Origin of the sequence: Streptococcus sp. HMSC066F10 (assembly GCF_001813805.1) — a bacterium.
GTDB classification, from domain to species: domain Bacteria; phylum Bacillota; class Bacilli; order Lactobacillales; family Streptococcaceae; genus Streptococcus; species Streptococcus vaginalis.
This window is the reverse complement of the sequence record NZ_KV813983.1, coordinates 63,344-86,179: the sequence shown is the minus strand read 5'-3', so window position 1 is coordinate 86,179 and position 22,836 is coordinate 63,344. Positions and strand designations below refer to the sequence as shown.

The 22,836-nt window shown below is 39.5% G+C and carries 23 protein-coding genes, 3 pseudogenes and 1 other annotated feature; of the genes and pseudogenes, 6 read left to right on the top strand and 20 right to left on the bottom strand.

The genetic code is table 11. The annotated features are described in order from the left end of the window. Positions 1-50 precede the first annotated feature (50 nt). Together HMPREF2933_RS05745 and udk are read right to left on the bottom strand one after the other, a co-directional pair. Positions 51-730, bottom strand: a pseudogene (locus HMPREF2933_RS05745) (YoaK family protein). Between the two features lie 39 nt (positions 731-769). Continuing rightward, a complete protein-coding gene (gene udk / locus HMPREF2933_RS05740; protein WP_003032866.1) occupies positions 770-1,405 on the bottom strand; it encodes a uridine kinase in 636 nt (211 codons plus the stop codon). Positions 1,406-1,509: 104 nt separating this feature from the next. Here udk and HMPREF2933_RS05735 point away from each other — a divergent pair, with 104 nt between their 5' ends. Further along, positions 1,510-2,499, top strand: coding sequence for a Gfo/Idh/MocA family protein (locus tag HMPREF2933_RS05735; RefSeq protein ID WP_024051809.1), 990 nt, complete (start codon positions 1,510-1,512; stop codon positions 2,497-2,499). Next, complete coding sequence (locus HMPREF2933_RS05730) at positions 2,486-3,571, top strand: DEAD/DEAH box helicase (RefSeq protein ID WP_024051810.1); 1,086 nt, start codon at positions 2,486-2,488, stop codon at positions 3,569-3,571. The genes HMPREF2933_RS05735 and HMPREF2933_RS05730 overlap by 14 nt, the downstream gene beginning before the upstream one ends. A 52-nt stretch (positions 3,572-3,623) precedes the next feature. On the opposite strand, the gene HMPREF2933_RS05725 is transcribed toward HMPREF2933_RS05730, so the two are convergent. The 7 genes from HMPREF2933_RS05725 to HMPREF2933_RS05695 all read right to left on the bottom strand — a co-directional run bounded on the left by HMPREF2933_RS05725 (position 3,624) and on the right by HMPREF2933_RS05695 (position 8,218). Continuing rightward, positions 3,624-4,988: a polysaccharide deacetylase family protein gene (locus HMPREF2933_RS05725; protein WP_042753984.1), complete on the bottom strand. Its 1,365-nt coding sequence runs from the start codon at positions 4,986-4,988 to the stop codon at positions 3,624-3,626. Positions 4,989-5,089: 101 nt separating this feature from the next. Beyond that, positions 5,090-5,476: a lactoylglutathione lyase gene (locus tag HMPREF2933_RS05720; protein ID WP_024051812.1), complete on the bottom strand. Its 387-nt coding sequence runs from the start codon at positions 5,474-5,476 to the stop codon at positions 5,090-5,092. Between the two features lie 263 nt (positions 5,477-5,739). Continuing rightward, the gene (rplT, locus tag HMPREF2933_RS05715) at positions 5,740-6,099 is read right to left on the bottom strand and encodes a 50S ribosomal protein L20 (RefSeq protein ID WP_000124834.1); all 360 of its coding nucleotides are present in this window, start codon (positions 6,097-6,099) and stop codon (positions 5,740-5,742) included. A 46-nt stretch (positions 6,100-6,145) separates the two neighbouring features. Further along, positions 6,146-6,346, bottom strand: a complete 201-nt coding sequence (gene rpmI, locus HMPREF2933_RS05710) for a 50S ribosomal protein L35 (RefSeq protein ID WP_003025048.1) — start codon at positions 6,344-6,346, stop codon at positions 6,146-6,148. A 33-nt stretch (positions 6,347-6,379) separates the two neighbouring features. Continuing rightward, positions 6,380-6,910: a translation initiation factor IF-3 gene (infC, locus tag HMPREF2933_RS05705; RefSeq protein ID WP_003025051.1), complete on the bottom strand. Its 531-nt coding sequence runs from the start codon at positions 6,908-6,910 to the stop codon at positions 6,380-6,382. A 15-nt stretch (positions 6,911-6,925) separates the two neighbouring features. Beyond that, positions 6,926-7,055: a sequence feature (ribosomal protein L20 leader region), on the bottom strand. A gap of 26 nt (positions 7,056-7,081) precedes the next feature. After that, positions 7,082-7,759, bottom strand: coding sequence for a (d)CMP kinase (gene cmk, locus HMPREF2933_RS05700; RefSeq protein ID WP_024051813.1), 678 nt, complete (start codon positions 7,757-7,759; stop codon positions 7,082-7,084). A gap of 9 nt (positions 7,760-7,768) precedes the next feature. Continuing rightward, positions 7,769-8,218 carry an SAG1386/EF1546 family surface-associated protein gene (locus HMPREF2933_RS05695; protein WP_070672615.1) on the bottom strand — a complete coding sequence of 150 codons (450 nt, stop codon included), beginning with the start codon at positions 8,216-8,218 and terminating at the stop codon, positions 7,769-7,771. 45 nt (positions 8,219-8,263) lie between these two features. On the opposite strand from HMPREF2933_RS05695, the gene HMPREF2933_RS05690 reads away from it, so the two are divergent. After that, entirely contained in the window at positions 8,264-8,461 is a 198-nt protein-coding gene (locus tag HMPREF2933_RS05690) for a ferredoxin (RefSeq protein WP_106079221.1), read from the top strand. Here the strand turns inward: HMPREF2933_RS05690 and HMPREF2933_RS05685 are convergent. From HMPREF2933_RS05685 to cdaA, 6 genes are all read right to left on the bottom strand, one after another. Further along, positions 8,448-8,942, bottom strand: a complete 495-nt coding sequence (locus HMPREF2933_RS05685; RefSeq protein WP_024051815.1) for an EbsA family protein — start codon at positions 8,940-8,942, stop codon at positions 8,448-8,450. The two genes, HMPREF2933_RS05690 and HMPREF2933_RS05685, sit on opposite strands and share 14 nt — an antisense overlap. 215 nt (positions 8,943-9,157) lie before the next feature. Then, complete coding sequence (locus tag HMPREF2933_RS05680; protein ID WP_024051816.1) at positions 9,158-10,270, bottom strand: glycerate kinase; 1,113 nt, start codon at positions 10,268-10,270, stop codon at positions 9,158-9,160. 3 nt (positions 10,271-10,273) lie between these two features. Further along, a complete protein-coding gene (serB, locus tag HMPREF2933_RS05675; protein ID WP_024051817.1) occupies positions 10,274-10,924 on the bottom strand; it encodes a phosphoserine phosphatase SerB in 651 nt (216 codons plus the stop codon). A 108-nt stretch (positions 10,925-11,032) separates the two neighbouring features. Continuing rightward, positions 11,033-12,385, bottom strand: a complete 1,353-nt coding sequence (gene glmM, locus HMPREF2933_RS05670) for a phosphoglucosamine mutase (protein WP_022527069.1) — start codon at positions 12,383-12,385, stop codon at positions 11,033-11,035. A 24-nt stretch (positions 12,386-12,409) separates the two neighbouring features. Next, positions 12,410-13,138: a CdaR family protein gene (locus HMPREF2933_RS05665; protein ID WP_024051818.1), complete on the bottom strand. Its 729-nt coding sequence runs from the start codon at positions 13,136-13,138 to the stop codon at positions 12,410-12,412. Further along, on the bottom strand, positions 13,125-13,982 hold the full coding sequence (cdaA, locus tag HMPREF2933_RS05660; RefSeq protein WP_024051819.1) for a diadenylate cyclase CdaA: 858 nt from the start codon (positions 13,980-13,982) through the stop codon (positions 13,125-13,127). The genes HMPREF2933_RS05665 and cdaA overlap by 14 nt, the downstream gene beginning before the upstream one ends. Positions 13,983-14,088: 106 nt before the next feature. On the opposite strand from cdaA, the gene murT reads away from it, so the two are divergent. From murT to HMPREF2933_RS05645, 3 genes are read left to right on the top strand one after another with little or no spacing between them, the layout of a single operon-like run. Continuing rightward, a complete protein-coding gene (gene murT / locus HMPREF2933_RS05655) occupies positions 14,089-15,432 on the top strand; it encodes a lipid II isoglutaminyl synthase subunit MurT (RefSeq protein WP_042753988.1) in 1,344 nt (447 codons plus the stop codon). Continuing rightward, a complete protein-coding gene (gatD, locus tag HMPREF2933_RS05650; protein WP_024051821.1) occupies positions 15,432-16,217 on the top strand; it encodes a lipid II isoglutaminyl synthase subunit GatD in 786 nt (261 codons plus the stop codon). Before murT ends, gatD begins: the two co-directional genes overlap by 1 nt. Positions 16,218-16,245: 28 nt before the next feature. Beyond that, positions 16,246-16,494 (top strand): LapA family protein, encoded by a 249-nt coding sequence (locus tag HMPREF2933_RS05645; protein WP_024051822.1) that lies wholly within the window; start codon positions 16,246-16,248, stop codon positions 16,492-16,494. A 364-nt stretch (positions 16,495-16,858) separates the two neighbouring features. Here HMPREF2933_RS05645 and HMPREF2933_RS05640 read toward each other — a convergent pair whose 3' ends face one another. The 5 genes and pseudogenes from HMPREF2933_RS05640 to HMPREF2933_RS05620 form a co-directional block, all read right to left on the bottom strand. Continuing rightward, a complete protein-coding gene (locus HMPREF2933_RS05640; protein ID WP_024051823.1) occupies positions 16,859-18,757 on the bottom strand; it encodes an ABC-F family ATP-binding cassette domain-containing protein in 1,899 nt (632 codons plus the stop codon). 74 nt (positions 18,758-18,831) lie between these two features. Continuing rightward, positions 18,832-19,197: pseudogene (locus HMPREF2933_RS05635) on the bottom strand (hypothetical protein). 1 nt (position 19,198) lies between these two features. Then, positions 19,199-19,902 (bottom strand): annotated as a pseudogene (locus HMPREF2933_RS05630) (matrixin family metalloprotease). A 144-nt stretch (positions 19,903-20,046) separates the two neighbouring features. Next, on the bottom strand, positions 20,047-20,838 hold the full coding sequence (locus HMPREF2933_RS05625) for an alpha/beta hydrolase (protein WP_024051828.1): 792 nt from the start codon (positions 20,836-20,838) through the stop codon (positions 20,047-20,049). Between the two features lie 96 nt (positions 20,839-20,934). After that, positions 20,935-22,596 carry a ribonuclease J gene (locus tag HMPREF2933_RS05620; protein ID WP_024051829.1) on the bottom strand — a complete coding sequence of 554 codons (1,662 nt, stop codon included), beginning with the start codon at positions 22,594-22,596 and terminating at the stop codon, positions 20,935-20,937. Between the last annotated feature and the right edge of the window lie 240 nt (positions 22,597-22,836).

The following is a 22,836-nucleotide window of genomic DNA, read 5'->3' as shown; positions in this document are numbered from 1 at the left end:
ACTCTATCAAAAAATTGCAACTCTCATCAAAGCTGAGTTGCAATTTTAATTTATCTTCTGCGAATGTATTGCACCATTCTAAAAGTTAAAAATGCTAGTAAAATAATAGCTACGAGCCAGATTGTTTTCAACAAATAAAATTGTATCAAATAAGTGGAAACAATCGCTCCTGTCACAAAACTTCCTAATAAAGCAACGAAGAAAATGCCTTCTGCTAAGCAAGTTTTTTCTTTTGTCCGCACATAAGTACCAAAAGCTACCATTGTTTTTTTGATATTGCCTTTCATAAAAGAATTATTGTAGACAATGCCGTCCACTTCACCAAAAGCTGTTGCCACCAACCCCATACAAAAACCAATCGGCGGAACAATGAAAAGATTAGACACGGTTGCTGGTAGAAATCCTGTAAGCCCACAAAACAAAATCAGTGGAGAATGCTGGATAAGCGCCATAAAGAATTTTCAAAGTTATTTTTGAAAATAGTTAGCACAAAAATGCCTAGCATAAAAGCCAGCATCGTTGCCAACTTCACTTCTATTTCCCTTGTCTCATGATGAATCAATTCAACTGACAAGAAAACAACATTTCCTGTTTGGCCCGCAACCAATATCCCGCCTCTTTCAATAAATGTATAAGCATCAATAAATCCCGCACAAAAAGTCAGCAGACAGGCAAAAAATTTCGAGCGCGAATGAAACTCTCTTTTTCTTTTTACATTATTTATCATCATCACCTAAAAAGTCTAGCACTCCCTCACTAGACTTCCTTTCTATTGCTCTCTTGCTTCTTGCAAGATTTTTTCAATTTTCGTTGTAATCAAATCAATCGCCACTGTATTAGAAGCTCCTTCTGGAATAATCACATCCGCATAGCGCTTGGTAGGCTCAATAAATTGATGATACATGGGTTTTACCACACCTAAATATTGCTCAATGACACTATCTAAACTACGTCCACGCTCATCCATATCTCGCTTAATCCTGCGAATGATCCGAACATCATCATCTGTATCCACAAAAATCTTAATGTCCATTAAATCACGTAAGCGTTTGTCCTCTAAAACCATAATTCCTTCTACAATAAAGACATCCTGTGGGTCTTGACGATACGTTTTATCACTGCGTGTATGAGCTGTATAGTCATACGTCGGAATATCTACCGGACGTCCTGCCAATAATTCCTTGATTTGCGCAATCATCAAATCTGTATCAAAAGCAAAAGGATGGTCATAGTTGGTCTTGATTCGTTCTTCAAATGTCAAATGAGATTGGTCCTTATAATAAGAATCATGCTCAATCATAGCAATCTTTTCATTTGGAAAATTTGATAGAATAGCTCTCGAAACACTGGTTTTTCCACCACCAGATCCACCAGTCACGCCAATAATAATCGGTCTATTTTGCATTATTCACTCCATTTTTTCTCATCTTATCTATTTTACAACAAATCATGATATAATGAAAGAGGTAAATCAAAATAAATGACAAGATAAAAAATAAGGAGAAAACGATGTTAAAACTCGGAACGATTGGAACTGGAGACATTGTTCACCAATTTGTCAAGGCTGCTCATGCTACAAAAGAGTACCAATTGACTACGGTGTATTCACGGACGATACAAGCTGCTCAAGCATTTGCCAGTCATTATGAAAATGTAGATTGCTACACAGATATGGCTGATTTTTTAACTAGTGATGTAGACATTATTTATATTGCAAGCCCCAACTCTCTGCATTTCCCACAAGCAAAAGCTGCTATTTTAGCAGGCAAACATGTGATTGTGGAAAAGCCTGCTGTCTCACGCCCAGAAGAATGGGCTGAATTGGTAGCATTAGCTCAAGAACAACATGTGTACATTTTTGAAGCGGCTCGAAACTATCATGAGCAATCATTTGACGTCATTTCAGAGTTTCTCAAAAACAAAACCATTCTTGGAGCGCATTTCACCTATGCGAAGTATTCTTCCAAAATGCCAGCTCTGTTAGCTGGACAAAAGCCAAACGTCTTTTCGGCGAAATTTTCAGGCGGTGCTCTAATGGACTTAGGCATTTATCCTGTCTATACAGCCATACGACTTTTTGGAGCACCAGAAAATGCCTGTTACACCGCTCAGCAGTTACCAAATACTGTTGATCTAAATGGAGTAGGAAGCTTAATCTATCCAGAATTTCAAGTAACTATCCAAACCGGAAAAAATATCAATAGTTTTTTCCCTGCTGAAATTTATACAACAGACGGTACACTGACCTTAAATTCGATTGAATTCATTACTTCGGCTGTTTTTCAAGATTTAAATAAAGAGAAAAAGACTCTTGAAATTGTGCGCTCTTCTCACACCATGGCAGAAGAAGCCAAACGATTCGCTCAAGTATTGAGCGGTGAGATAAAACAAGAAATTTACCAAAACTGGCTAGACGCTGCTGCTGCCGTGCATAAAACTCTGTTTAGCATGCGGCAAGATGCTGGTATTAGATTTGAGGCTGATCATGACAACAACTAATTTCCCTCAAAGTTGGCAAGACCAACTTACCAAACTTGGCTTTGAGTATTTAACTCCCATTCAAGAACAACTCTTTCAACCTATTACAGAGGGTGAAAATGTCCTTGGAATAAGCCCTACCGGAACTGGAAAAACACTTGCCTATCTTTTTCCTAGTCTTCTAAAACTAAAGCCTAAGAAATCCCAGCAATTACTTATCTTGGCTCCCAATACTGAGCTAGCTGGACAAATTTTCGACGTCACCAAAACATGGGCTGAACTACTTGGCTTAACAGCTCAGCTCTTTCTATCTGGCTCCAGCCAAAAACGACAAATTGAACGGTTAAAAAAAGGCCCTGAAATTCTCATCGGGACGCCAGGACGCATTTTTGAACTCATCAAACTAAGAAAAATCAAAATGATGAATGTTGATACAATCATTCTGGATGAATTTGATCAATTGCTTAGTGATTCACAATATCACTTTGTTGACAAAATTATTCACTATGTACCTCGTGAACATCAATTGATTTATATGAGTGCTACTGCTAAATTTGAGCAGGATAAAATTGTTGAAAATACAATCCAAATCAAAACAGAAAATCAACAACTTGATAATATTCGTCATTTTTATATGCAAGTTAAACAGCGCGACAAAGTTGAATATTTGCGAAAGCTCGCTTATGTCTCAGAATTTCGTGCGCTTATCTTTTTCAATGCCCTCTCAGACTTAGGAAATGCTGAGGAAAAACTACAATATCGTCACATTCAAGCTGTGTCTCTGGCAAGTGATGTCAATGTCAAATTCCGCAAAGTCATCTTGGGGCAATTTAAAAACGACGAACTTACACTCTTACTTGCTACTGACTTGGTAGCTAGAGGAATTGACATTGATTCTCTCGAATGTGTCATCAACTATGACCTGCCTCGCGATTTTGAAACCTATACCCACCGCGCCGGACGAACCGGTCGTATGGGCAAAGAGGGCTATGTCATTACATTCATCAGCCACCCAGAAGAATTAAAAACACTAAAAAAATATGCCCACGTTCAAGAAATTATCTTAAAAAATCGTGAACTCTATGTGAAATAAAAAGAGTATAGAAAAAGGATAGGAAGTAACCATTTCTATCCTTTTTTTCTATCTAATTTGCACCGTAATACAGCCGATGTCCTTCCAATTGATGATTCAGAAGTTCACTAACTGTAACCAAAGTGTACCCATTCTTTTGCAAATATTCAATCACACTCGGCAAGGCATTAATGGTTGTTTGATGAATATCATGCATTAAAATGATTGATCCTGGACAAGTCTGCTTTTTCACTTGCTCCATGATAGACCCAGTATTGCGATTTTTCCAATCCAAGCTATCCACATTCCACATGATAAAAGACATATCAACAGCATTTCGGATTGCATCATTGCTAGCTCCATAGGGTGGACGCATCATTTTTGGACTCTCTCCGATAACAGCCCGAAGTGCTGCTTGTGTATCCTCAATCTGTTTTTTTGCTTGCTCAAGAGCAAGAGTTGGTAATTGTGGATGACTCCAACTATGATTGCCAATCTCATGCCCCTCATCATGAACACGTTTGACAAGTTGCTCATTTCCAGCTACATTTTTCCCCAACATGAAAAAAGTTCCTTTGACATGGTATTTGGCTAAAATATCCAAAGCCTGCGGTGTCGTTGCTGCATTGGGACCATCGTCAAACGTCAAAGCTACTAATTTTTGCTGTTTTTTAGCTTGATAGGACTGATAAGCTGCCAAATCCTCTCCCTTTAAATAATGCTCATCAATTACCTCATATAAGGCTGGTAAGGCGATTTCCACCTTTGAAACTCGCTCATTGTTTTTATAAAATAGATTGAGTTTTCCTTTTTCATAACTGAATGTCCATTGGGAGATATCTCTTGTTTGAAATGCTTGTAGAATCTTCTGTCCTTCTGTTTTATGGAGAGCGGTGATTTTCTGCTGCATTTCTTCTAGCAATAACTTTTTGGCTTGCTCAACATTTTTAAAAAGTCGATTTAAGCTAAACAATTTATTGTCAGACGACATGTAAAGCGAGTCCAAAACCTCTTCTCTAGCCTTTCCAACTTTCGTAGTTAACACTGGATAAGAGATTCGCTTGATGTCAACTTGCTTTACTCCAGAAAAATTTGTCTCTGTAAAATGACTCACATAAAAAATAAGGTTATCGTATTGCGATACTTGACTTTGTTTATCTGAAAATTTCTGAATATCGGCATTGATTTTCTCTTTAATAACACCAATATCTTGCTTGCTCTCTGTTAATGGATAGTAAGACGTAATGAGCTGACTTCCTACACGTCCTGTCTGCTTTCGTACTGAACCATAATGATATTTTGTATCTGTCCTTTTCAGAACTTGTGAAATTTGTCGATTTAATTTTCTTTCTTGTAGCAATTTTCTAATCCGAAAACTCCCAAAAATAATAATCATTAAAAAAGCGACATTTAGGACAATGAGAAGTATTTTTTTCACTACACTACCTTTCTACCTCGTCTCTTTCGTTTAAAAAAGACTTTACCTACTAAAAAAGGCTAAAATAATTTCAAGCCTTTCATTTTCAATTATTTACAAACTTATAAAGTTTTTTCTTGAATCACTTCAACTTTATAACCATCCGGATCCTTAATAAAGTAATAATTCGGCTTTGTTCCAGGAAGTCCATTTTGCTGTGTAACCTCATATCCTTTAGCAGTGTGTTCAGCGTGAAGCTGTAGCAAATCAGCCGTACTCAAAGCCACATGAGCAAAACCATCGCCAATCACATAAGGTCCGTGTCCATAATTATAAGTTAATTCCAACTCATAATCATCACCTTCAAGTCCCAAATAAACAATTGTAAATTGATGTTCTGGGAAGTCCTTGCGCCGTAATTCTTTAAATTCAAATGCATCTGCATAAAATGCAATAGATTTTTCTAGATCTTCCACTCGCAAGCACGTATGCAACATTTTAGAAGCCATAGCATCCTCCTTTGCTTTTTTCCATTATATCCTAAATCACGAATTTTCTCCAGTTTTAGCTAAAAAAATAAGGAGTGAGATAGCATTTAGTTCCATCCCACTCCTGTAAAGTTGCTGAGTTTGAAAAACGAACAGTCTTGAGACTTGTTTCGCAAATTCTATCTTGCAACTTCAAAGCTATACTTTGAACAATCAACCACTGCATCGTTATTTTATGACACAGTATGATTTAAGGCTGAAAACATTCTCCCAGCCTATTTTCATTATTTACCTAATTTTGCTTTAGCTGCATCTGCAAGAGCTGTGAAAGCTGCTGCATCGTTGACAGCCAAGTCAGCCAGCATTTTACGGTTTACTTCAATTTCAGCCAATTTCAAACCGTGCATCAATTGTGAGTATGACAAACCATTCATACGAGCTGCCGCATTGATACGTGTAATCCACAATTTGCGGAAATCACGTTTCTTTTGACGACGGTCACGGTATGCATAGTAGTAAGAATTCATTACTTGTTCTTTTGCAGTACGGAACAAGATATGTTTTGCACCATAGTAACCTTTAGCTAATTTTAAAATACGTTTACGACGTTTGCGTGATACAACGCCACCTTTAACACGTGCCATTTATATTTCCTCCAATATTTCCTAGAATAATCTGCTACAAAATCTCTTATTTAAGACCTGTCAGCATTGCTTTGATACGTTTGAAATCTCCTGAATGCACCATTGCTGCTTTACGAAGATGACGACGTTGTTTTTTAGTTTTTCCGTGGAAACGGTGAGAAGTGTAAGCACGGAAACGTTTCAAGCCACCAGAACCTGTACGTTTGAAACGTTTAGCTGATGCGCGGTGTGTTTTTTGTTTTGGCATGATATTTTTCTCCTTTTTCTAACTTCTGACAGATTACTTTTTGTCAGGGATTGGTGCTAATTGCATGAACATTTGACGTCCATCCATTTTAGCTCTTTGTTCAATAATCGCAATGTCTTGCGTTGCTTGAGCAAAGTCGGCTAATACTTTAGCTCCGATTTCTTTGTGAGTAATCATCCGCCCTTTAAAGCGAATAGAAACCTTCACTTTATTTCCTTTTTCAAGGAACTTGCGTGCGTTGCGAAGTTTTGTATCAAAATCACCTTTGTCAATCGTTGGACTGAGACGAACTTCTTTCACGGTAACAACACTTTGCTTTTTGCGTTGTTCTTTTTGTTTTTTCTGATACTCAAATTTGAACTTTCCGTAGTCCATAATTTTCGCAACAGGCGGTTTAGCTTGTGGTTGAATTAGAACAAGGTCCACATTTGCATCGTCAGCAATTGCTTGTGCTTCGCTAAGTGGTTTAATGCCCAATTGCTCACCATCAAGACCGATCAAACGAACTTCACGCACACGAATTTCATCATTGATGAATAAGTCTTGTTTTGCTATGGTTTTCACCTCTTTTTTATTTTTAGAGAAAAACAAGAGCGGACTTGCTAACGCAAGCCCGCACTACATGATAGTATTTCATCTCTGAAACTTAATCCGTAGAGCCAGACAACGTTAGTCGCAAGGCGAGAAGCTCTCACTTCTGCTTTTCTCAACTTTTATATAATATCAAGTTTCAGATTATTTGTCAAGGATTTTTTTAGCTTTTTCTTCGATAAAAGCCACAACTTCAGCAATTCCGATACCCGTTGTATCAAAATGAATGGCATCAACTGCTGGTTTTAAAGGAGAAACCGCTCGGTGACTGTCTTTATAGTCCCGCTCTGCAATTTCTTTTTTCAAAGTTTCCAAGTCCGTCGGAATGCCTTTTTCAAGATTTTCTTTATAACGGCGCTCAGCTCTTTCGTCAACTGAGGCTACGAGAAAAATTTTTAATTCCGCATGAGGTAGCACAACCGTTCCAATGTCACGGCCGTCCATGACAATACCACCTTGAGATGCAATTTCTCGCTGTAAATCCACCAACTTTTCTCGTACTTCTGGAATTGCAGATACCCAAGAGACATTGTTGGTCACTTCGTTTTCACGAATCGGATGCGTCACATCTACATCTCCCACAAAAACAAGCTGCTCCCCATTTTTATCACGCCCAAAACTAACTGGATAAGTGTCTAATAATGCGACAATTTCAGACCACTTTTCTGCAGATAAATCATTTTGTAAAGCTAAGTACGTCGCCGCACGATACATAGCGCCTGTATCCAAGTAAGTGTAGTCGAAATCTTTCGCAATAATCTTAGCAACCGTTGACTTTCCGCTTGAAGCCGGACCATCAATGGCAATTTGAATTTGTTTCATTCTACACTCCTATCGAATTTTCACCACATCACCTAGATTGGCATACCAAGCGCCTGTTGTCATATGAGAAGGATTCAAACGCTCCAATTCAGCAATCGAAATCCCTGCACGCGCAGCAATGGCCGCCTCACCTTCTCCAGCTTGAACAGTAAGCGTTCCTTCAGATGATTGCGTTTGACTGCTATCACTTGTTGCCTTAGAAGACTCTGGAACGCTAGAACTTTCACTTGGTTTGCTGGTAGCCTTAGTATTATAAAAGCCCTGTGTTGCTGCTTTTTTGCTGCTTCCGCCAGTTGATAAATAAATCATCATACCTACAATGGTAATCACCATGATGAAAAAAATAACCGCTAAAATTGTCAACACACGATTGGCCGCTACATCGCTCGTTTTTTTACTTCTCGTCAATTCTTTTTCTCCCTTGTCGTAAATATCTTCTTCCCATGGATCCTTTGCCATGACTTCCTCCTTGTATTTTTTCCAAATTCCGATTACAATATGAGTATGAAAGTGACACTCATTCCTGAACGATGCATTGCCTGCGGGCTTTGCCAAACCTATTCTGAACTATTTGATTATCATGACAATGGCATTGTTAAATTTCATCAAGACGATGAACTTCTGGAAAAAGAAATTCCTGAAACACCTGATGTTATTGAAGCTATCAAAAACTGTCCTACAAAAGCTCTTAAGAAAGAGTAGTTTTTTTAGGATGAGCATAATAGGTTTCAAAATAGTCTACGTGGGTGAAGTTGTCCATTAGTTCAACTTCACCTTTAAAATGATCATTCAAAGCCAAAGCATTTACAAAATACTTCTTAGGCCACTTACGCATACAAAACGTACGGCCTTTTTCTTTGCCATCAAATAAAAGAGTAATAGAAGTTTTTGTCACTTCTACTTTACGAATTGTTGAAATTTCAATCTTCGAAGGTGTAAATGGATTTGCCGTAGTAATTCTTAAAATCCCGTTGTCATATATCGCAAAATATCTATGTACACCAATCCCCAATAATACCATGAACAAAAAGAAAGAGAAAAGAACTAAAAATGGAACTTCTGAACTCTCAAATAAAAATGCAAAACCTATAAAAATCGGAATGACCGATAAAGACCAATAAATGATTAGAAGAGAAAGATCTGGTTGCCAATGATAGCGCAACTGACCAAATATCTTTATCATGTCTACACCCCCTCTTATATAGTTTATCATAAAAAAAAGAAAAATGGGAGTGAGATTGGACAACAAAAGAAAAAATTAAGGAAGTGAAAGAATACTAGCTCTAATCCCTTATTAAATTAGTCGAAAATGGCAGATGTGATAGAGATAATCGCCTCAACGAAAATGAAAATAGGTCAAATTCCACTTTCTCAAGATTCAGCCGATAGAGTTAAATCTTATATTTTCATTTTTAATAGATTTCCAATATTTTGAGCTGTTCGGATGAGATTTTCTTCTGCCTTGGCTAAAGTAATAGCTAGAGGTTCGACTTGAGAAATGATTGGAAAAGCAGCTTGAATGTTTTCTGCCGGAAAATAAGGTAAGTCATCGCTTAAACTACCACAAATAGCAATAACGGGGACATTCCTTGGTGTTCTTCTTGCCACTCCAATCGGAGCTTTGCCTGCCAGACTTTGCTGATCCATTCGTCCTTCACCCACGATGACTAAATCAACCTTTTTGACACGATTATCAAAATCAAGCAAGTTAAGACAAGTGTCAATTCCTGAAACGATTTTTCCATGCGCAAATGTCACCAGACCAGCCGCCATTCCTCCTCCGGCACCTGCACCAGCCAGTGAAAAGATTGTTGGATTAGCTTGTTTATAAAAGGTTGCCATTGCCTGATCCACTTGAGAAAATAGCAGAGCGGGCAAACCTTTTTGTCCTCCAAAGACGTATGTGGCGCCGTTTTCACCACAGAGAGGATTCGTGACATCTGTCAAAATCTGAATGTCCAGATTTTCCAAAATTGCAGGAACATTATCAGCTGAAATGCGAGCCACACGGTCTAAAGAGATACCCTTTGCTTGAAGCAGGTGATTGTCTTTATCAAAAAATTCATAACCCAGTCCAGCTGCCATTCCAATTCCACCATCATTGGTAGCTGAGCCCCCTACACCAATATAAATCTGCCGCACACCTTCCTTGGCTAGATACAAAATTAACTCTCCTAATCCTCTGGTATCAAGAGTCAAAGGGTTTCTTTTTTCTGATGAGATACTCGCCAACCCAATCAAGTCAGCCATTTCAAAGAGAGCCACATCGCCTTTACGAGCATATTTCATCGAAACAGGTTCTCCGAAAGGCCCAGTTACGATGTGAGTATAAGTGTCTAACTGCAAGGCTGCAGTTAGAGCTGCCATTGTTCCCTCACCACCATCTCCAATGGGTAGCAAGTCAAATGTTGCTTCAGGGAGTGCCTTGGAAAAACCTGCTTTTATAGCCTCTGCAACACTTTGGGCTGATAAACTTTCTTTAAAAGAATCCGGTACAATTAAAATATGCATGGCTTAGTCCTCACTTTCTATCTCTTCCAAAAGTTTTATGACCTGATACAAGTCCGTTTGATTGATTTGATACGGCGCTTGTTCTCTCACAAAAGGCTTGGCATTAAAAGCAATCCCGATTCCTGCCGTCAATATCATCGGTAGGTCATTGGCACCGTCTCCTACAGCAATGGTTTGAGCAAGAGTCAAATTATTTTCCCCCGCCCATTGTCTTAGTATTGCTTTTTTGACTTCTTTTGTGACAATTGTTCCTAAAACTTTGCCGGTTAGCTTACCATCTTTCACTTCTAAACGATTAGCTTTTACATAATCTACGTTCAATTTCGTGGCTAATTCGTCTACCATTTCATGAAATCCGCCTGATACAATGCCAACCTTGTATCCACGCTGATGCATTTCCTCTATCAACTCTTGAGCACCTTTGCTAAAATGAATTTTCTTAGAAACTCGTTTAAAAATTGTTTCAGGAAGTCCTTTGAGCAAAGTCACACGTTCTATCAGAGCCGTTTCAAAATCATATTCCCCTTGCATAGCCCGTTCTGTAATAGCTGCGACTTGCTCACCAACTCCTGCTGCAGCACCTAGCAAATCGATTCCTTCTTCTCTAATCAAGGTACTGTCTACATCCAGTACCAATAATCCTCTTGTTTTCACATCATCACCTCATATATTGCTTGTATTATATAAAAAATTGATTGACAAAACAAGTTGCAATAGAAAGAAAAAAGCCTCGTTTGCCGTACAAACAAGAGCTTCTTTACTTTATTCAATACCAATTTCAGCGCGCACAATATCTGCAATTGTATCAACGTAATAGTCTACTTCTTCGTGGCTTGGTGCTTCTGCCATGACCCGTAAAAGTGGTTCTGTTCCGCTTGGACGAACAAGAATACGACCATTGCCAGCCATTTCCGCTTCCATTTTTTCAATCACCGCTTTAATAGCAGGTACTTCCATGGCCTTGTGCTTCATGCTGTTTTCAACACGGATATTGACCAATTTTTGTGGATAAATCGTTACTTCTGACGCTAATTCAGACAAAGGTTTACCTGTTTCTTTCATCACTTTTGTCAATTGAACGGCTGTCAGCTGACCGTCACCCGTCGTATTATAATCCATGATGATTACGTGACCAGATTGCTCACCGCCCAAATTGTAACCAGATTTGCGCATTTCTTCTACAACATAGCGGTCACCAACAGCTGTAATCACCTTGTTAATGCCTTCACGATCCAAAGCTTTATGGAAACCAAGATTTGACATAACAGTTGTTACAATTGTATTTTGAGCAAGCAAACCTTTTTCAGAGAGGTATTTCCCAATGATATACATGATTTTATCGCCATCGACAATCTCACCGTTCTCATCAACTGCAATCAAGCGATCGCTATCGCCGTCAAATGCCAGACCAAGTGCTGAACCTGATTCACGGACTGTTTCTTGCAATTTTTCAGGATGTGTAGAGCCAACATTCAAGTTGATATTTAGCCCATCTGGATTTTCCCCGATGACCGTCAATCTAGCTCCCAAATCCGCAAATACCTGACGAGCACTGGTTGAAGCAGCACCATTTGCTGTATCAAGAGCAACTTTCATTCCGTCTAAATCAAGACCAGTAGATACGAGATATTGTTGATATTTGCGCAATCCTTCTGGATAATCCATAAGAGTTCCTAAACCTTCCGCACTTGGACGCGGTAAATCGTCTTCTTTGGCATCAAGAAGAGCTTCAATTTCCAATTCACGCTCATCGTCCAATTTATAGCCATCGCCACCAAAGAATTTAATACCGTTGTCAAGTGCTGGATTGTGGCTAGCTGAAATCATGACACCAGCACTTGCTCTCTCAGATTTCACCAGATAAGCAACGCCTGGTGTAGCAATAACTCCGAGCTTATAAACACGAATCCCAACAGACAGAAGTCCAGCTACTAAAGCACTTTCCAGCATTTCTCCTGAAATACGTGTGTCACGTCCTACAAAGACACGGGGTACATCTTTCTCATGCTGGCTTAATACATAACCACCAAAACGCCCTAATTTAAAAGCTAACTCTGGTGTTAACTCCACATTTGCTTCTCCACGAACTCCGTCCGTTCCGAAATATTTTCCCATTTTTATAAAATCCTTTCAATACTTTTATTTGGATGAGCTCGTAGAACTCGAAGACGAACTTGATGATTTAACAGTAATTTTTATGGTTGTCTCATAAGGAGTAATCACACTTGGCAAAACTGTGCCATTTGCATCAACTGCTTGTAGTGGGGAATTTCCTGAATAGTTAGCGGATATTTTTTCACTAGTTGGCACTACCGCTTCTACATGATCGACCTTAGCCAGCGTATCTTCGTCACTTGTAACAGTTACCTTACTGTCACCAACCGTCACGCGATCAACCATCAACCCATCTGCTAACTGGGCTGAACTGATAGTTGTTTTCACTTCAACTGTCTTGCTTGCTTTCTTGCCAACTTTCACTGTAATCTTAGCTGGTGTGACAGTCGCAGTTAACCCACTTGGTAAATTTTTAATTGCTAAAGGTACTTCTCTCATTCCTTCTGTAGATTTTGTCAAATCTGCCACAACCTTGAATTTTCGTGTACTTTCTTGCATTTCACTAGCAAGAGTCACACGATTAGAACCAGTTAACACCACTGATACTTCAGATGAAAAACCACTAATAAAATACTTTTCACTATCGTATTTAATGTCAATTGGAACACTAGGCAAGGTATTAGTGTACGTTTCAGACGTAGTTTGTCTAGCACTTGAATTATTTTGATAATTTGTCGTTGTTGCATAAATAAATAAAACAGCAGCAAAAAAAATGGAAGAAACGATATACCAAATCTGTTTACGATTTTTCATGTTTCCGACCTCCTAGCACACGATTTCTAAATGGTGATTTTGGTTGTTCATCTGAAATCAGCACTTTCCGCAATTCTGCTTCAAATTCTTCTAAGGTCAAATCGTGTTTGAAAACTCCATTATGTGTAATTGAAATCCCTCCCGTTTCCTCCGACACTACAAAAGTAAGAGCGTCTGACACTTCTGAAAGACCGATTGCTGCACGATGACGCGTTCCAAATTCCTTAGAAATCCCTGTGTTTTCTGTGAGCGGAAGATAAGCGCAAGAAACGGCTATTTTATTGTCTCTTACAATGACAGCTCCGTCATGTAGCGGTGTATTAGGAATGAAGATATTGATTAACAACTCACCTGATACATCGGCATCTAAAGGAATCCCTGTTGCAATGTATTCTTGCAAGGTTCTGCTACCTTGGATAGCAACGAGAGCCCCAATTTTCCGCGGACTCATATAATCCACTGCTTTGACAAATGCCTGCACCATTCTTTCTTCTGAGCTAATGGGTGCTGTCGAAAACAAATTGGTAGCACGCCCCAGCCTTTCCAGACCTGTACGAATCTCAGGTGTAAAAATCACAACAGCCGCAATAACTCCATAGGTAATGACTTGATTGATTAACCAAGAAACCGTTGTTAAACCAATTGCATTGGCAAGAATCTGAGCCAGTACAAAAATTAAAACCCCTCGAACGAGAATCATAATCTTAGTGCCAGCGATTGCTTTTGTAAAATAAAATAAAATCCAAGCAACTAGTGCAATATCGATAATATTGATGACAATACTCCAAGGACTAGAAAATAAACTAGACCAATATTGGAGATTGGACAATTGCTGAAAATTCATTTCCAGTGTCCTCTCTTTCTCAACCTAAAAACATTCTTAATTATTATATCACTTTTCAAGATATTTTTCTGTAACCTTCTTTACTTTTTATGATAAAATATTTCTTATGAAGATAAATACTATGTTGGGCACTCTTGCAGGGAAATCCTCCCATTTTGTTTTAAGCAAACTGGGACGTGGTTCAACTCTGCCTGGAAAACTTGCCCTGAAATTTGACAACGACATTTTAAATACACTAGCACGTGATTACGAAGTAGTGGTGATTACAGGGACAAACGGGAAAACCTTGACTACTGCTCTGACAGTTGGAATCCTCAAAGACGCTTTTGACGAAGTAGTGACCAATCCCAGCGGAGCCAATATGATTAGCGGCATTACAACCACTTTCCTAACCGCAAAAAAAGGAAAATCTGGCAAGAATATCGCTGTACTGGAAATTGATGAAGCTAGCCTCTCACGCATTTGCGACTACATTAAACCGAGCCTTTTCGTCTTTACCAATATTTTCCGCGACCAAATGGATCGTTACGGAGAAATTTACACGACCTACCAAATGATTTTGGATGCTGCTCAAAAGGTTCCTACGGCAACCGTCTTGCTAAATGGAGACAGTCCGCTGTTTAACTCTGTTACTCTCAAAAATCCGGTTCAATATTATGGTTTTGATACAGAAAAAGGAGAGCCAAAACTAGCTCATTACAATACGGAGGGTATTCTCTGTCCTAAATGTCAGCACATTCTAAAATACAAGCTCAACACTTATGCCAATCTAGGTGATTATATTTGTGAGCACTGTGGCTTTAGGCGCCCTGAATTAGACTACAAACTAACCCAATTGACCAGTCTTCGTCACAACAGTTCGGATTTTGTCATTGACGGTCAAAGCTATCACATCAATATCGGTGGTCTCTACAATATCTACAACGCTTTAGCTGCCGTTTCCGTTGCTCAATTCTTTGAAGTTGAGCCGACTACTATCAAGACTGGTTTTGACAAGAGCAGAGCTGTTTTCGGACGTCAGGAAACTTTCAAGATTGGCGACAAGGAGTGTACGCTAGTTCTCATTAAAAATCCTGTTGGAGCCACGCAAGCTCTAGAAATGATTAAACTAGCTCCTTATCCATTTAGCTTGTCAGTTCTGCTCAATGCTAATTATGCGGATGGTATCGATACGAGCTGGATCTGGGATGCAGATTTTGAGCAGATTTTAAACATGGATATCCCGCATATGATTGCTGGCGGGGTTCGTCATTCTGAGATTGCCCGACGCTTGCGGGTGACTGGCTATAATGCTGAACAAATCAGTGAAGTAGCTGATTTAAGCCAGGTCTTTGAAAAAATTAAAAACCAAGAAACCAAGCATGCCTATATCCTAGCTACTTACACCGCCATGCTAGAGTTTCGCGAATTGCTGGCTTCTCATCAAGTCGTCAGAAAGGAGATGAACTAATGGTTTATACATCACTAACTTCTCCTGAAAATCGGGATTATACTTATTATTTAAAAATTGCCCATCTCTATGGCAATCTCATGAATACCTATGGTGATAATGGTAATATTCTCATGCTCAAATATGTAGCTGAAAAGCTAGGCGCTCGCGTTCAGATTGATATTGTATCACTTGAAGATGAGTTTGATAAAGATTACTATGATTTGGCGTTTTTCGGCGGAGGGCAAGACTACGAGCAAACCATTGTGGCACGAGATCTGCCTGCAAAAAAAGATAGCTTGGAGGAATTTATCAATCATAACGGCGTAGTGCTAGCTATTTGTGGTGGCTTTCAGCTTCTAGGTCAATACTACATTGAAGCTTCTGGTCGGCGGATTGAGGGACTTGGAATTATGGGACATTATACTCTCAATCAAAAAAATAACCGCTACATCGGCGACATCAAGATTCATAACGATGAATTTGACGAAACCTATTATGGTTTTGAAAATCACCAAGGACGGACATTCCTATCTGAAGACGAAAAACCGCTCGGCAGAATTATTTATGGGAATGGAAACAACAAGGAAGACCAAAGCGAAGGCGTGCACTACAAGAATGTCTTTGGCTCTTACTTCCACGGTCCTATCCTATCCCGCAATGCCAATCTAGCTTACCGCCTAGTGACAACCGCCCTGAAGAATAAATATGGCCAAGATACTCCACTCGCCAACTACGAGGACATTCTAGCTCAAGAAGTCCCAGAAGAATACGGAGACGTCAAGAGCAAGGCAGAGTTTGAATAGAGATATAAAATACAAAAGGAGACTAATGATGAAAGAAAGAATGAACTACATTTTACTGTTGCTCGCAATCCTCCTAACCGCTGGATTGTCCTTAGCTAATATGCAAAGCGTCACCGTCAATTTTATTCTCTTTCGCTTTAAAATTCCACTGATTTTCTTAATTTTACTCTCTGTCTTACTTGGAGCTATCACTACTATCCTCATTAGTATGCCGAAGAATTTCTCTCTCAGAAATGAATTAGCCAAAGCAAAAAAAGAACTCAAAAATAAAAACTAGGCTGGAAATCCAGCCTGGTTTTTTAAAGTTCGGATTTTACTTTCGGATACGTCTTTTTTTATCAAAATCTTCTTGTCCAAAAATCGGACGACATTATTTTTTCAAAAAAGCTTTGTCCGAAACGAGAATATTCGGAATTTGCTCCAAAAACTTCCTTCCGAAAACTGGACAAAGCCATTTTACCCTAAAACTCCTCGTCCAAAATGTAAAAAATGGCAAATTACTTAAAAGTCACCTCATCCTTCATGAAGGATGAGGTTTTTTGCTCAAAAAACTCTCATTCCCATTTTAAACGTTCGGTATTTACTCTTGGGGAGGAATTTCTCCGTCTCGAACAAACTTTCTTGACTTAAAAATAGCTCGCTCACACCTGTTCTGCCACTTCTTCCCACTCTGTCATGGCAGCTTCCTGTCGTTCAGTCAGCTGGTCTAGCTTTTGCTGAAGCTCCATGAGTTCGCTTGCGTCATTGGTTGCCTGCATAGCTGTTGTCAACTCGGTAGTTTGCATCTCCAGCTCTTCGATTTCAGCTTCTAACTGCTCCAAACGGCGAGCTAATTTCCGAGCTTCTTTCTGTGTTTCTTTCTGGAGTTGATAGTTGGTGACTGGCTGAGACTGAGCGGGCTCTGCCGCAGTAGCTTTCTCCTCTCTCAAAGCTTCCAGCTCTGCTTTTTTCTCCAGATAATAGTCATAATCGCCCAGATAAAGAGTAGATCCAGTATCAGAAAGCTCGATAATCTGCGTGGCAACCCGGTTGATAAAGTAGCGATCATGGCTGACAAAGAGCAAAGTACCGTCAAAGTCAATCAAGGCATTCTCCAGCACCTCTTTGCTATCAATATCTAGGTGGTTGGTTGGCTCGTCCAGCACCAGAAAATTCTTGTTTTCCATAGACAACTTAGCCAGTAAAAGCCGCGCTCGTTCCCCACCTGACAGCATACTGACAGACTTTTTGACATCATCACCTGAAAAGAGGAAAGCGCCCAGACAATTGCGGATTTCCACTTCTGGTATTAGTTTAAAATCATTCCAAAGCTCGTCCAAGACTGAATTGCTCGGTGTCAATCGGCTTTGGGTCTGGTCATAGTAGCCCAGCTCCACATTTGCTCCCAGATGCTCCTGACCACGGATAAAAGGAATTTGTCCCACAATGGACTTGATAAGAGTTGTTTTGCCAATACCATTTGGTCCGACAATAGCTACTGCGTTAAATTTACGAATATCCAGATTGATAGGCTCGGCCAACACTTGATGATCATAACCGATAGCCGCATCTTCCAGCGTCAGAACGACATTTCCAGAAGGTTTAGCTGAGCGAAAGGTCATATTAGCAGAACGGTTGCCTCTGTCTGGCTTGTCAAGACACTCCATTTTTTCCAGCTGTTTGCGTCTGGATTGAGCGCGTTTGGTTGTAGATGCCCGAACCAGATTGCGATTGACAAAATCCTCCAAAGCAGCAATTTCCTTCTGCTGCTTTTCATAATTCTTGGCCTCTGTCAAGAGCTTCTGCTCCTTTTGCTGAACAAAACTAGAGTAATTTCCCACATAGAGATCCAACGAATGCTGGGTCAAGTCCAGCGTCACAGTGGCTACCTTGTCTAGGAAATAACGGTCGTGACTGACGATGATGAGAGCTCCACTGTAGTTGCTCAAGTAGTTCTCTAGCCAAGCAATCGTCTCTATATCCAAGTGGTTAGTAGGCTCATCCAGTACCAATAAATCTGGCTTTTCCAACAGCATTTTCGCTAGAGCCAGCCGAGTATTCTGCCCGCCCGAAAGCTCTTCTATCTTCATTTGCCACATGGACTCATCAAACTTGAAACCATTGAGAATGGCACGAATATCTGCTTCATAGGTAAATCCGCCTGCCTGGCGGAAATTCTCTGACAAGCGGTCATAATCTGTCATCAGTTTTTCCAGATCCGTCCCAGTCAAATCCCCCATAGACAGCTCCATCTGTCGTAATCGCTGCTCCTGCTGACGTAAATCATCAAAAACATGCAGCATCTCGTCATAGATGGTATTCTCCGACTCAAAGCGGCTGTCCTGAGCCAGATAGGACAGGGAAAGATCTCGTTTTTTATTGATTTGACCAGAAGTAGGCTCTTCCTCACCCACTAAAATCTTGAGCAGGGTTGACTTCCCAGCTCCATTTTTCCCGACTAAGGCAATTCTATCTCGTTCATCCACTTGCAGGTTGATATTATCAAAAAGAACCTCCCCTGCAAAAGAGCGTTCAATCTTATTTGCTTGTAAAATAATCATAACCCTATTATAGCAGATTCCTATCCCAACGGCTATCTTAGAAAACAAAAATACGGTTCATTTTTACCGCATTTTCATTTAAAACTATTTAAAATTTCTTGATTTTGCATCACAAGGTAAACACCTAATAGAATAATCAAAGCAAAAAGCCCTAATTTGATGATTCCTTTTACAAAACGAATGACCCAAAGAATCATCATCGAACCAATCAGCCACATCACGGCTGAATGATTGAAAAATCCTTGAACAGCTTGACTGCTTTGACCAAAGAAATTCTGAATGGGTGTCGGAACATGTTCTTGTCATGCAGCTGTCACACCGATACGAACGGCAATATCAGAACCACTTTGCCAAAGCCAGGCAAAAATGCTGGAATTAAAGACAAACAAGAAAACTTGCTCTGGGAAACGTCTGATGATTTTAAACATATTTCTTATCATTTTATGCTTGATACAACTCCTTTACTGCTTGAACATCTACTGCTTGAATACCATAAAACGATCCAGCGGACTGCATGACGGATTTTTCTTCATTGTGCTCCAATCCAATCGCATGTCCCAGTTCATGCTCTGCTGTGTTTACGATTCGCTCATAAGAGTAGCCATATTGACTATTCAATAGATAATAACGATTTAGTCGAACCGTTACATTTGTGAAGCGTTTTGTCAATAAATTAGTTTGTGATTCTGCCTCACCTGCCGCACTCACCGTACCATCATTCATCTCTGTGCCACAATATTGGCTTGACTTTTATCATTTACAATCTGAAAAGTAAAAGCACCTGTCTGATTCCAAGTACGAATGGCTTCCTGATAAGCTGAGCGAAATATCTCATCTTGTGTATCAATATAAACCGTAGCACTCGCTTTATCCCAGCGTGCACCAGAAGTTTGGTGAACATGATTGTCCGATAGCTGTTTGGTCAGGTCTTTTACATTTTGTCCAAGGCCTAGTTGACTATCTTGACCACTTACATATCGATAAATTTGACTGACATCTTACTGAAGTGTTGTCGAAAAATTGCTTTTAGAAGGACTCATGATATACAAGATTCCCACTAAAAAGAGTGCTGTTAATGCAACTGTGTAAACCAATCGCCAGAGCAATCGAAATAACCCAGAAATCAATCGAAATAGAAATCTCATACTCTCCTCCTAATCTAAAATATAAAGAGTAAGTATAATGAGATTCGCTTAAAAAATTCTTAAAATGGGTGCTTGTAAAAGAAATAACAAATCACTGATAGGAAAATGTAATTTCCTATCAAAAAGGGCATCTCTCAAGCAACTTTAGGACAAGCGCTCTTCTACTTCAAAATCAATCGGCAGCCATTTCAGGAATTCCTCTAATTGTTTTTCCCAGTAATACCACTCGTGCTTTCCCAGATTATGATGATAGGTGATATCTAAGCTACATTCGCGCAATTGTTTAACAGCTACTTCATTTGCTTGATAGAGAAAATCTTGCTCCCCACACCAAGCGTAAAATTTAGTCTTTTTATCTGACTTCTTTGCCATTGTCGTCAAAAAATGTCGCTTAACATCAGCTGCTTTCAAATCGCCAAACACACCTTGCCAATAGTTAAGCGTTCCGCCTGGAAGTTCCTCTATATCCACATCATCCAAACCGAGCCCAATAGCACCTGAAAATGACCCTGCATAAGAGAATCGATCTGTCGTCAAGGCTATTTTATAAGCTCCATAACCTCCCATCGACAGGCCTGCAATAAATGTTTTCTCCCGTTTCCGACTCATATTGGGGAAGAATCGCTGCATAACCTCAGGCAATTCTTTTGCTATGGCATCATAATAATTCAACCCATAAGCAGTGTTGGTGTACCAAGCAAGATCTGTTGATGGCATAATGACAATTAAATTTGTATGGCGCAGTAAACGCTCAATATTCGTCCGTTTTCGCCACGAATTTTCATTGCCTCCCATACCGTGCAAAAGGTAAAGAACGGGAATATCCGTATCTACTACCTGACTGGGAGCTACTGTATCCGCATCGGGATAGATGACATTGACACGACGCTCCATTTCTAGTACTGCTGAATGATATTCGATTTCAAAAAATGCCATTTTGTCTCCTTTTCATATAAATGTAAGAAAGGGGTTGGAACAAATGTCCTGACCCCACTATTTTGTCACTATATAAAATGTGCTAATTTAACCTGCTTAACGCACTTCCATTACAACGGGTAAAATCGCTGGACGACGTTTAGTTTGCTCAAAGAGGTATTTCGCAAGATTATCACGTACAGCTCCTTTCAGTTCACCCCAGTCAAAGTTATCTTTTGCAAGATAATCTTCCACTGTTTTATTGATTAAGTCAGAACTTTCACGCAAAATATCACGGCTTTTCTTGACATAAACAAATCCACGCGTATGAACCTTGGCTTTGGAAATAATCTTCTTGTCACGACGGTTTACTGTAATGGCGACGATAAAGATACCGTCTTCAGACAGAACTTTACGGTCACGAAGAACGATATTTCCGACATCACCAATCGCATTTCCATCAATCATGACATCACCAGAAGATACCGCACCAGAAGGTACAAAATCACCCTTTTCATATTCCATAATGCTACCACGTTTTGGAATAAAAATGTTCTCTGGCAACATACCAATTGCCATTGCAGCTTTAGCATGTGCTGCCAATTCACGATATTCTCCTTGAATTGGGAACAAGAATTTCGGCTGCAAGAGGTTTAACATCAATTGCAAATCGCGCTCATTTCCATGTCCAGACACTCGTAAATCTTGCGTAATTAGTTTGACAACACCACCTGCTTGGTAAATCATGTTTTCTACACGCGCCACCAAAGCTTCTTTTGCGATAGACGGTGTTGTAACAATATAAACCAAATCGCCTTCTTTGATTTCTACATAACGGTGACGACCAATAGACATCTTGCGCAAGCCATTTATTGGTTCACCCATACGCCCAGTTTCCAAAATAATCAATTCATAATCTTCAAACTTGGACATTTCTTTAGGTTTAATCAACAGACGTTCATCCACAAGTGATAATTTCTTCAAGCGAATAGCCGTCCGAACGATATTTTCAATGTCAAACCCCGTCAACACAACACGACGACCTGTCCTAGCAGCAGCTTCAAAAACCTGTTGAATACGAGAAAGATTGCTTGCAACCGCCGCAACAATCACGCGCCCTTCCCAATCACCAATCGTATTGCTAATTTCTTTTGCAACTTCGCTCTCACTTGCCACTTGAATCGTACTATCCGCATTTGCAGAATCACTAAGAAGAGCTAGAACGCCTTCACGACCAATTTCCGCCAAGCGAGCAAAATCTGTTGCATAAGACTGACTAGCCGTTTGGTCGAACTTGAAATCACCTGTGTAAACAATATTGCCTTCAGACGTTTTCAAAACAATCCCTAAACTCTCTGGAATAGAGTGCGTTGTTTTAAAGAAAGATACAACCGTACCACCAAAATCAATCTCTGTGTCTTCATCAATCACATGAAAATCATTGAACTTTTTGACCGTATCATTTCCTTTGACAAATAACTTAGCCAACTCAATCGTCAATTCTGAGCCAAATACAGGAACTTTCGTTTCAGCAAGTAAATAAGGCAAGGCACCAATTGCATCTGCATGCCCGTGTGTCAAAAAGACCCCTGCAATACGGTCCTTATTTTCAAACAAATAGTCCATATTTGGAATAACAAAATCCACACCAAGCTGTTCATTTTCTGGATATTTTAATCCGACATCCAGGACGAAAATAGATTCATCCACTTCAGCGATGTAAAGATTTTTTCCATTTTCACGTACACCGCCCAAAGCAATCAATTTAATATTGCTCATTGATTCTCCTTTTCAAATTTTTCTTACTAACGGTCCTTGGAATCCCAAGTCGAATTACAGTTTTGCAAATCTTTTGCATATCCAATTTATTATACTACTTTTCATGATTTTTTTCAAAGAACAGAGCATACAAAAAACTCCTAGTTACTGTTTACCTACAGAAAGCTAGGAGCCGTCTCTATTTGCTAATAAGTGATAGATAGACTTTCAGAAAGTAATTATCTGAAAAGAGATTCTTAT

Coding starts and splice junctions, on each gene's coding strand:
- udk (WP_003032866.1), bottom strand. CDS start 1,405: ATGCAAAATAGACCGATTATTATTGGCGTGACTGGTGGATCTGGTGGT.
- HMPREF2933_RS05735 (WP_024051809.1), top strand. CDS start 1,510: ATGTTAAAACTCGGAACGATTGGAACTGGAGACATTGTTCACCAATTT.
- HMPREF2933_RS05730 (WP_024051810.1), top strand. CDS start 2,486: ATGACAACAACTAATTTCCCTCAAAGTTGGCAAGACCAACTTACCAAA.
- HMPREF2933_RS05720 (WP_024051812.1), bottom strand. CDS start 5,476: ATGGCTTCTAAAATGTTGCATACGTGCTTGCGAGTGGAAGATCTAGAA.
- rplT (WP_000124834.1), bottom strand. CDS start 6,099: ATGGCACGTGTTAAAGGTGGCGTTGTATCACGCAAACGTCGTAAACGT.
- rpmI (WP_003025048.1), bottom strand. CDS start 6,346: ATGCCAAAACAAAAAACACACCGCGCATCAGCTAAACGTTTCAAACGT.
- cmk (WP_024051813.1), bottom strand. CDS start 7,759: ATGAAACAAATTCAAATTGCCATTGATGGTCCGGCTTCAAGCGGAAAG.
- HMPREF2933_RS05695 (WP_070672615.1), bottom strand. CDS start 8,218: ATGGCAAAGGATCCATGGGAAGAAGATATTTACGACAAGGGAGAAAAA.
- HMPREF2933_RS05690 (WP_106079221.1), top strand. CDS start 8,264: ATGAAAGTGACACTCATTCCTGAACGATGCATTGCCTGCGGGCTTTGC.
- HMPREF2933_RS05685 (WP_024051815.1), bottom strand. CDS start 8,942: ATGATAAAGATATTTGGTCAGTTGCGCTATCATTGGCAACCAGATCTT.
- HMPREF2933_RS05680 (WP_024051816.1), bottom strand. CDS start 10,270: ATGCATATTTTAATTGTACCGGATTCTTTTAAAGAAAGTTTATCAGCC.
- glmM (WP_022527069.1), bottom strand. CDS start 12,385: ATGGGAAAATATTTCGGAACGGACGGAGTTCGTGGAGAAGCAAATGTG.
- HMPREF2933_RS05665 (WP_024051818.1), bottom strand. CDS start 13,138: ATGAAAAATCGTAAACAGATTTGGTATATCGTTTCTTCCATTTTTTTT.
- cdaA (WP_024051819.1), bottom strand. CDS start 13,982: ATGAATTTTCAGCAATTGTCCAATCTCCAATATTGGTCTAGTTTATTT.
- murT (WP_042753988.1), top strand. CDS start 14,089: ATGAAGATAAATACTATGTTGGGCACTCTTGCAGGGAAATCCTCCCAT.
- gatD (WP_024051821.1), top strand. CDS start 15,432: ATGGTTTATACATCACTAACTTCTCCTGAAAATCGGGATTATACTTAT.
- HMPREF2933_RS05645 (WP_024051822.1), top strand. CDS start 16,246: ATGAAAGAAAGAATGAACTACATTTTACTGTTGCTCGCAATCCTCCTA.
- HMPREF2933_RS05640 (WP_024051823.1), bottom strand. CDS start 18,757: ATGATTATTTTACAAGCAAATAAGATTGAACGCTCTTTTGCAGGGGAG.
- HMPREF2933_RS05625 (WP_024051828.1), bottom strand. CDS start 20,838: ATGGCATTTTTTGAAATCGAATATCATTCAGCAGTACTAGAAATGGAG.
- HMPREF2933_RS05620 (WP_024051829.1), bottom strand. CDS start 22,596: ATGAGCAATATTAAATTGATTGCTTTGGGCGGTGTACGTGAAAATGGA.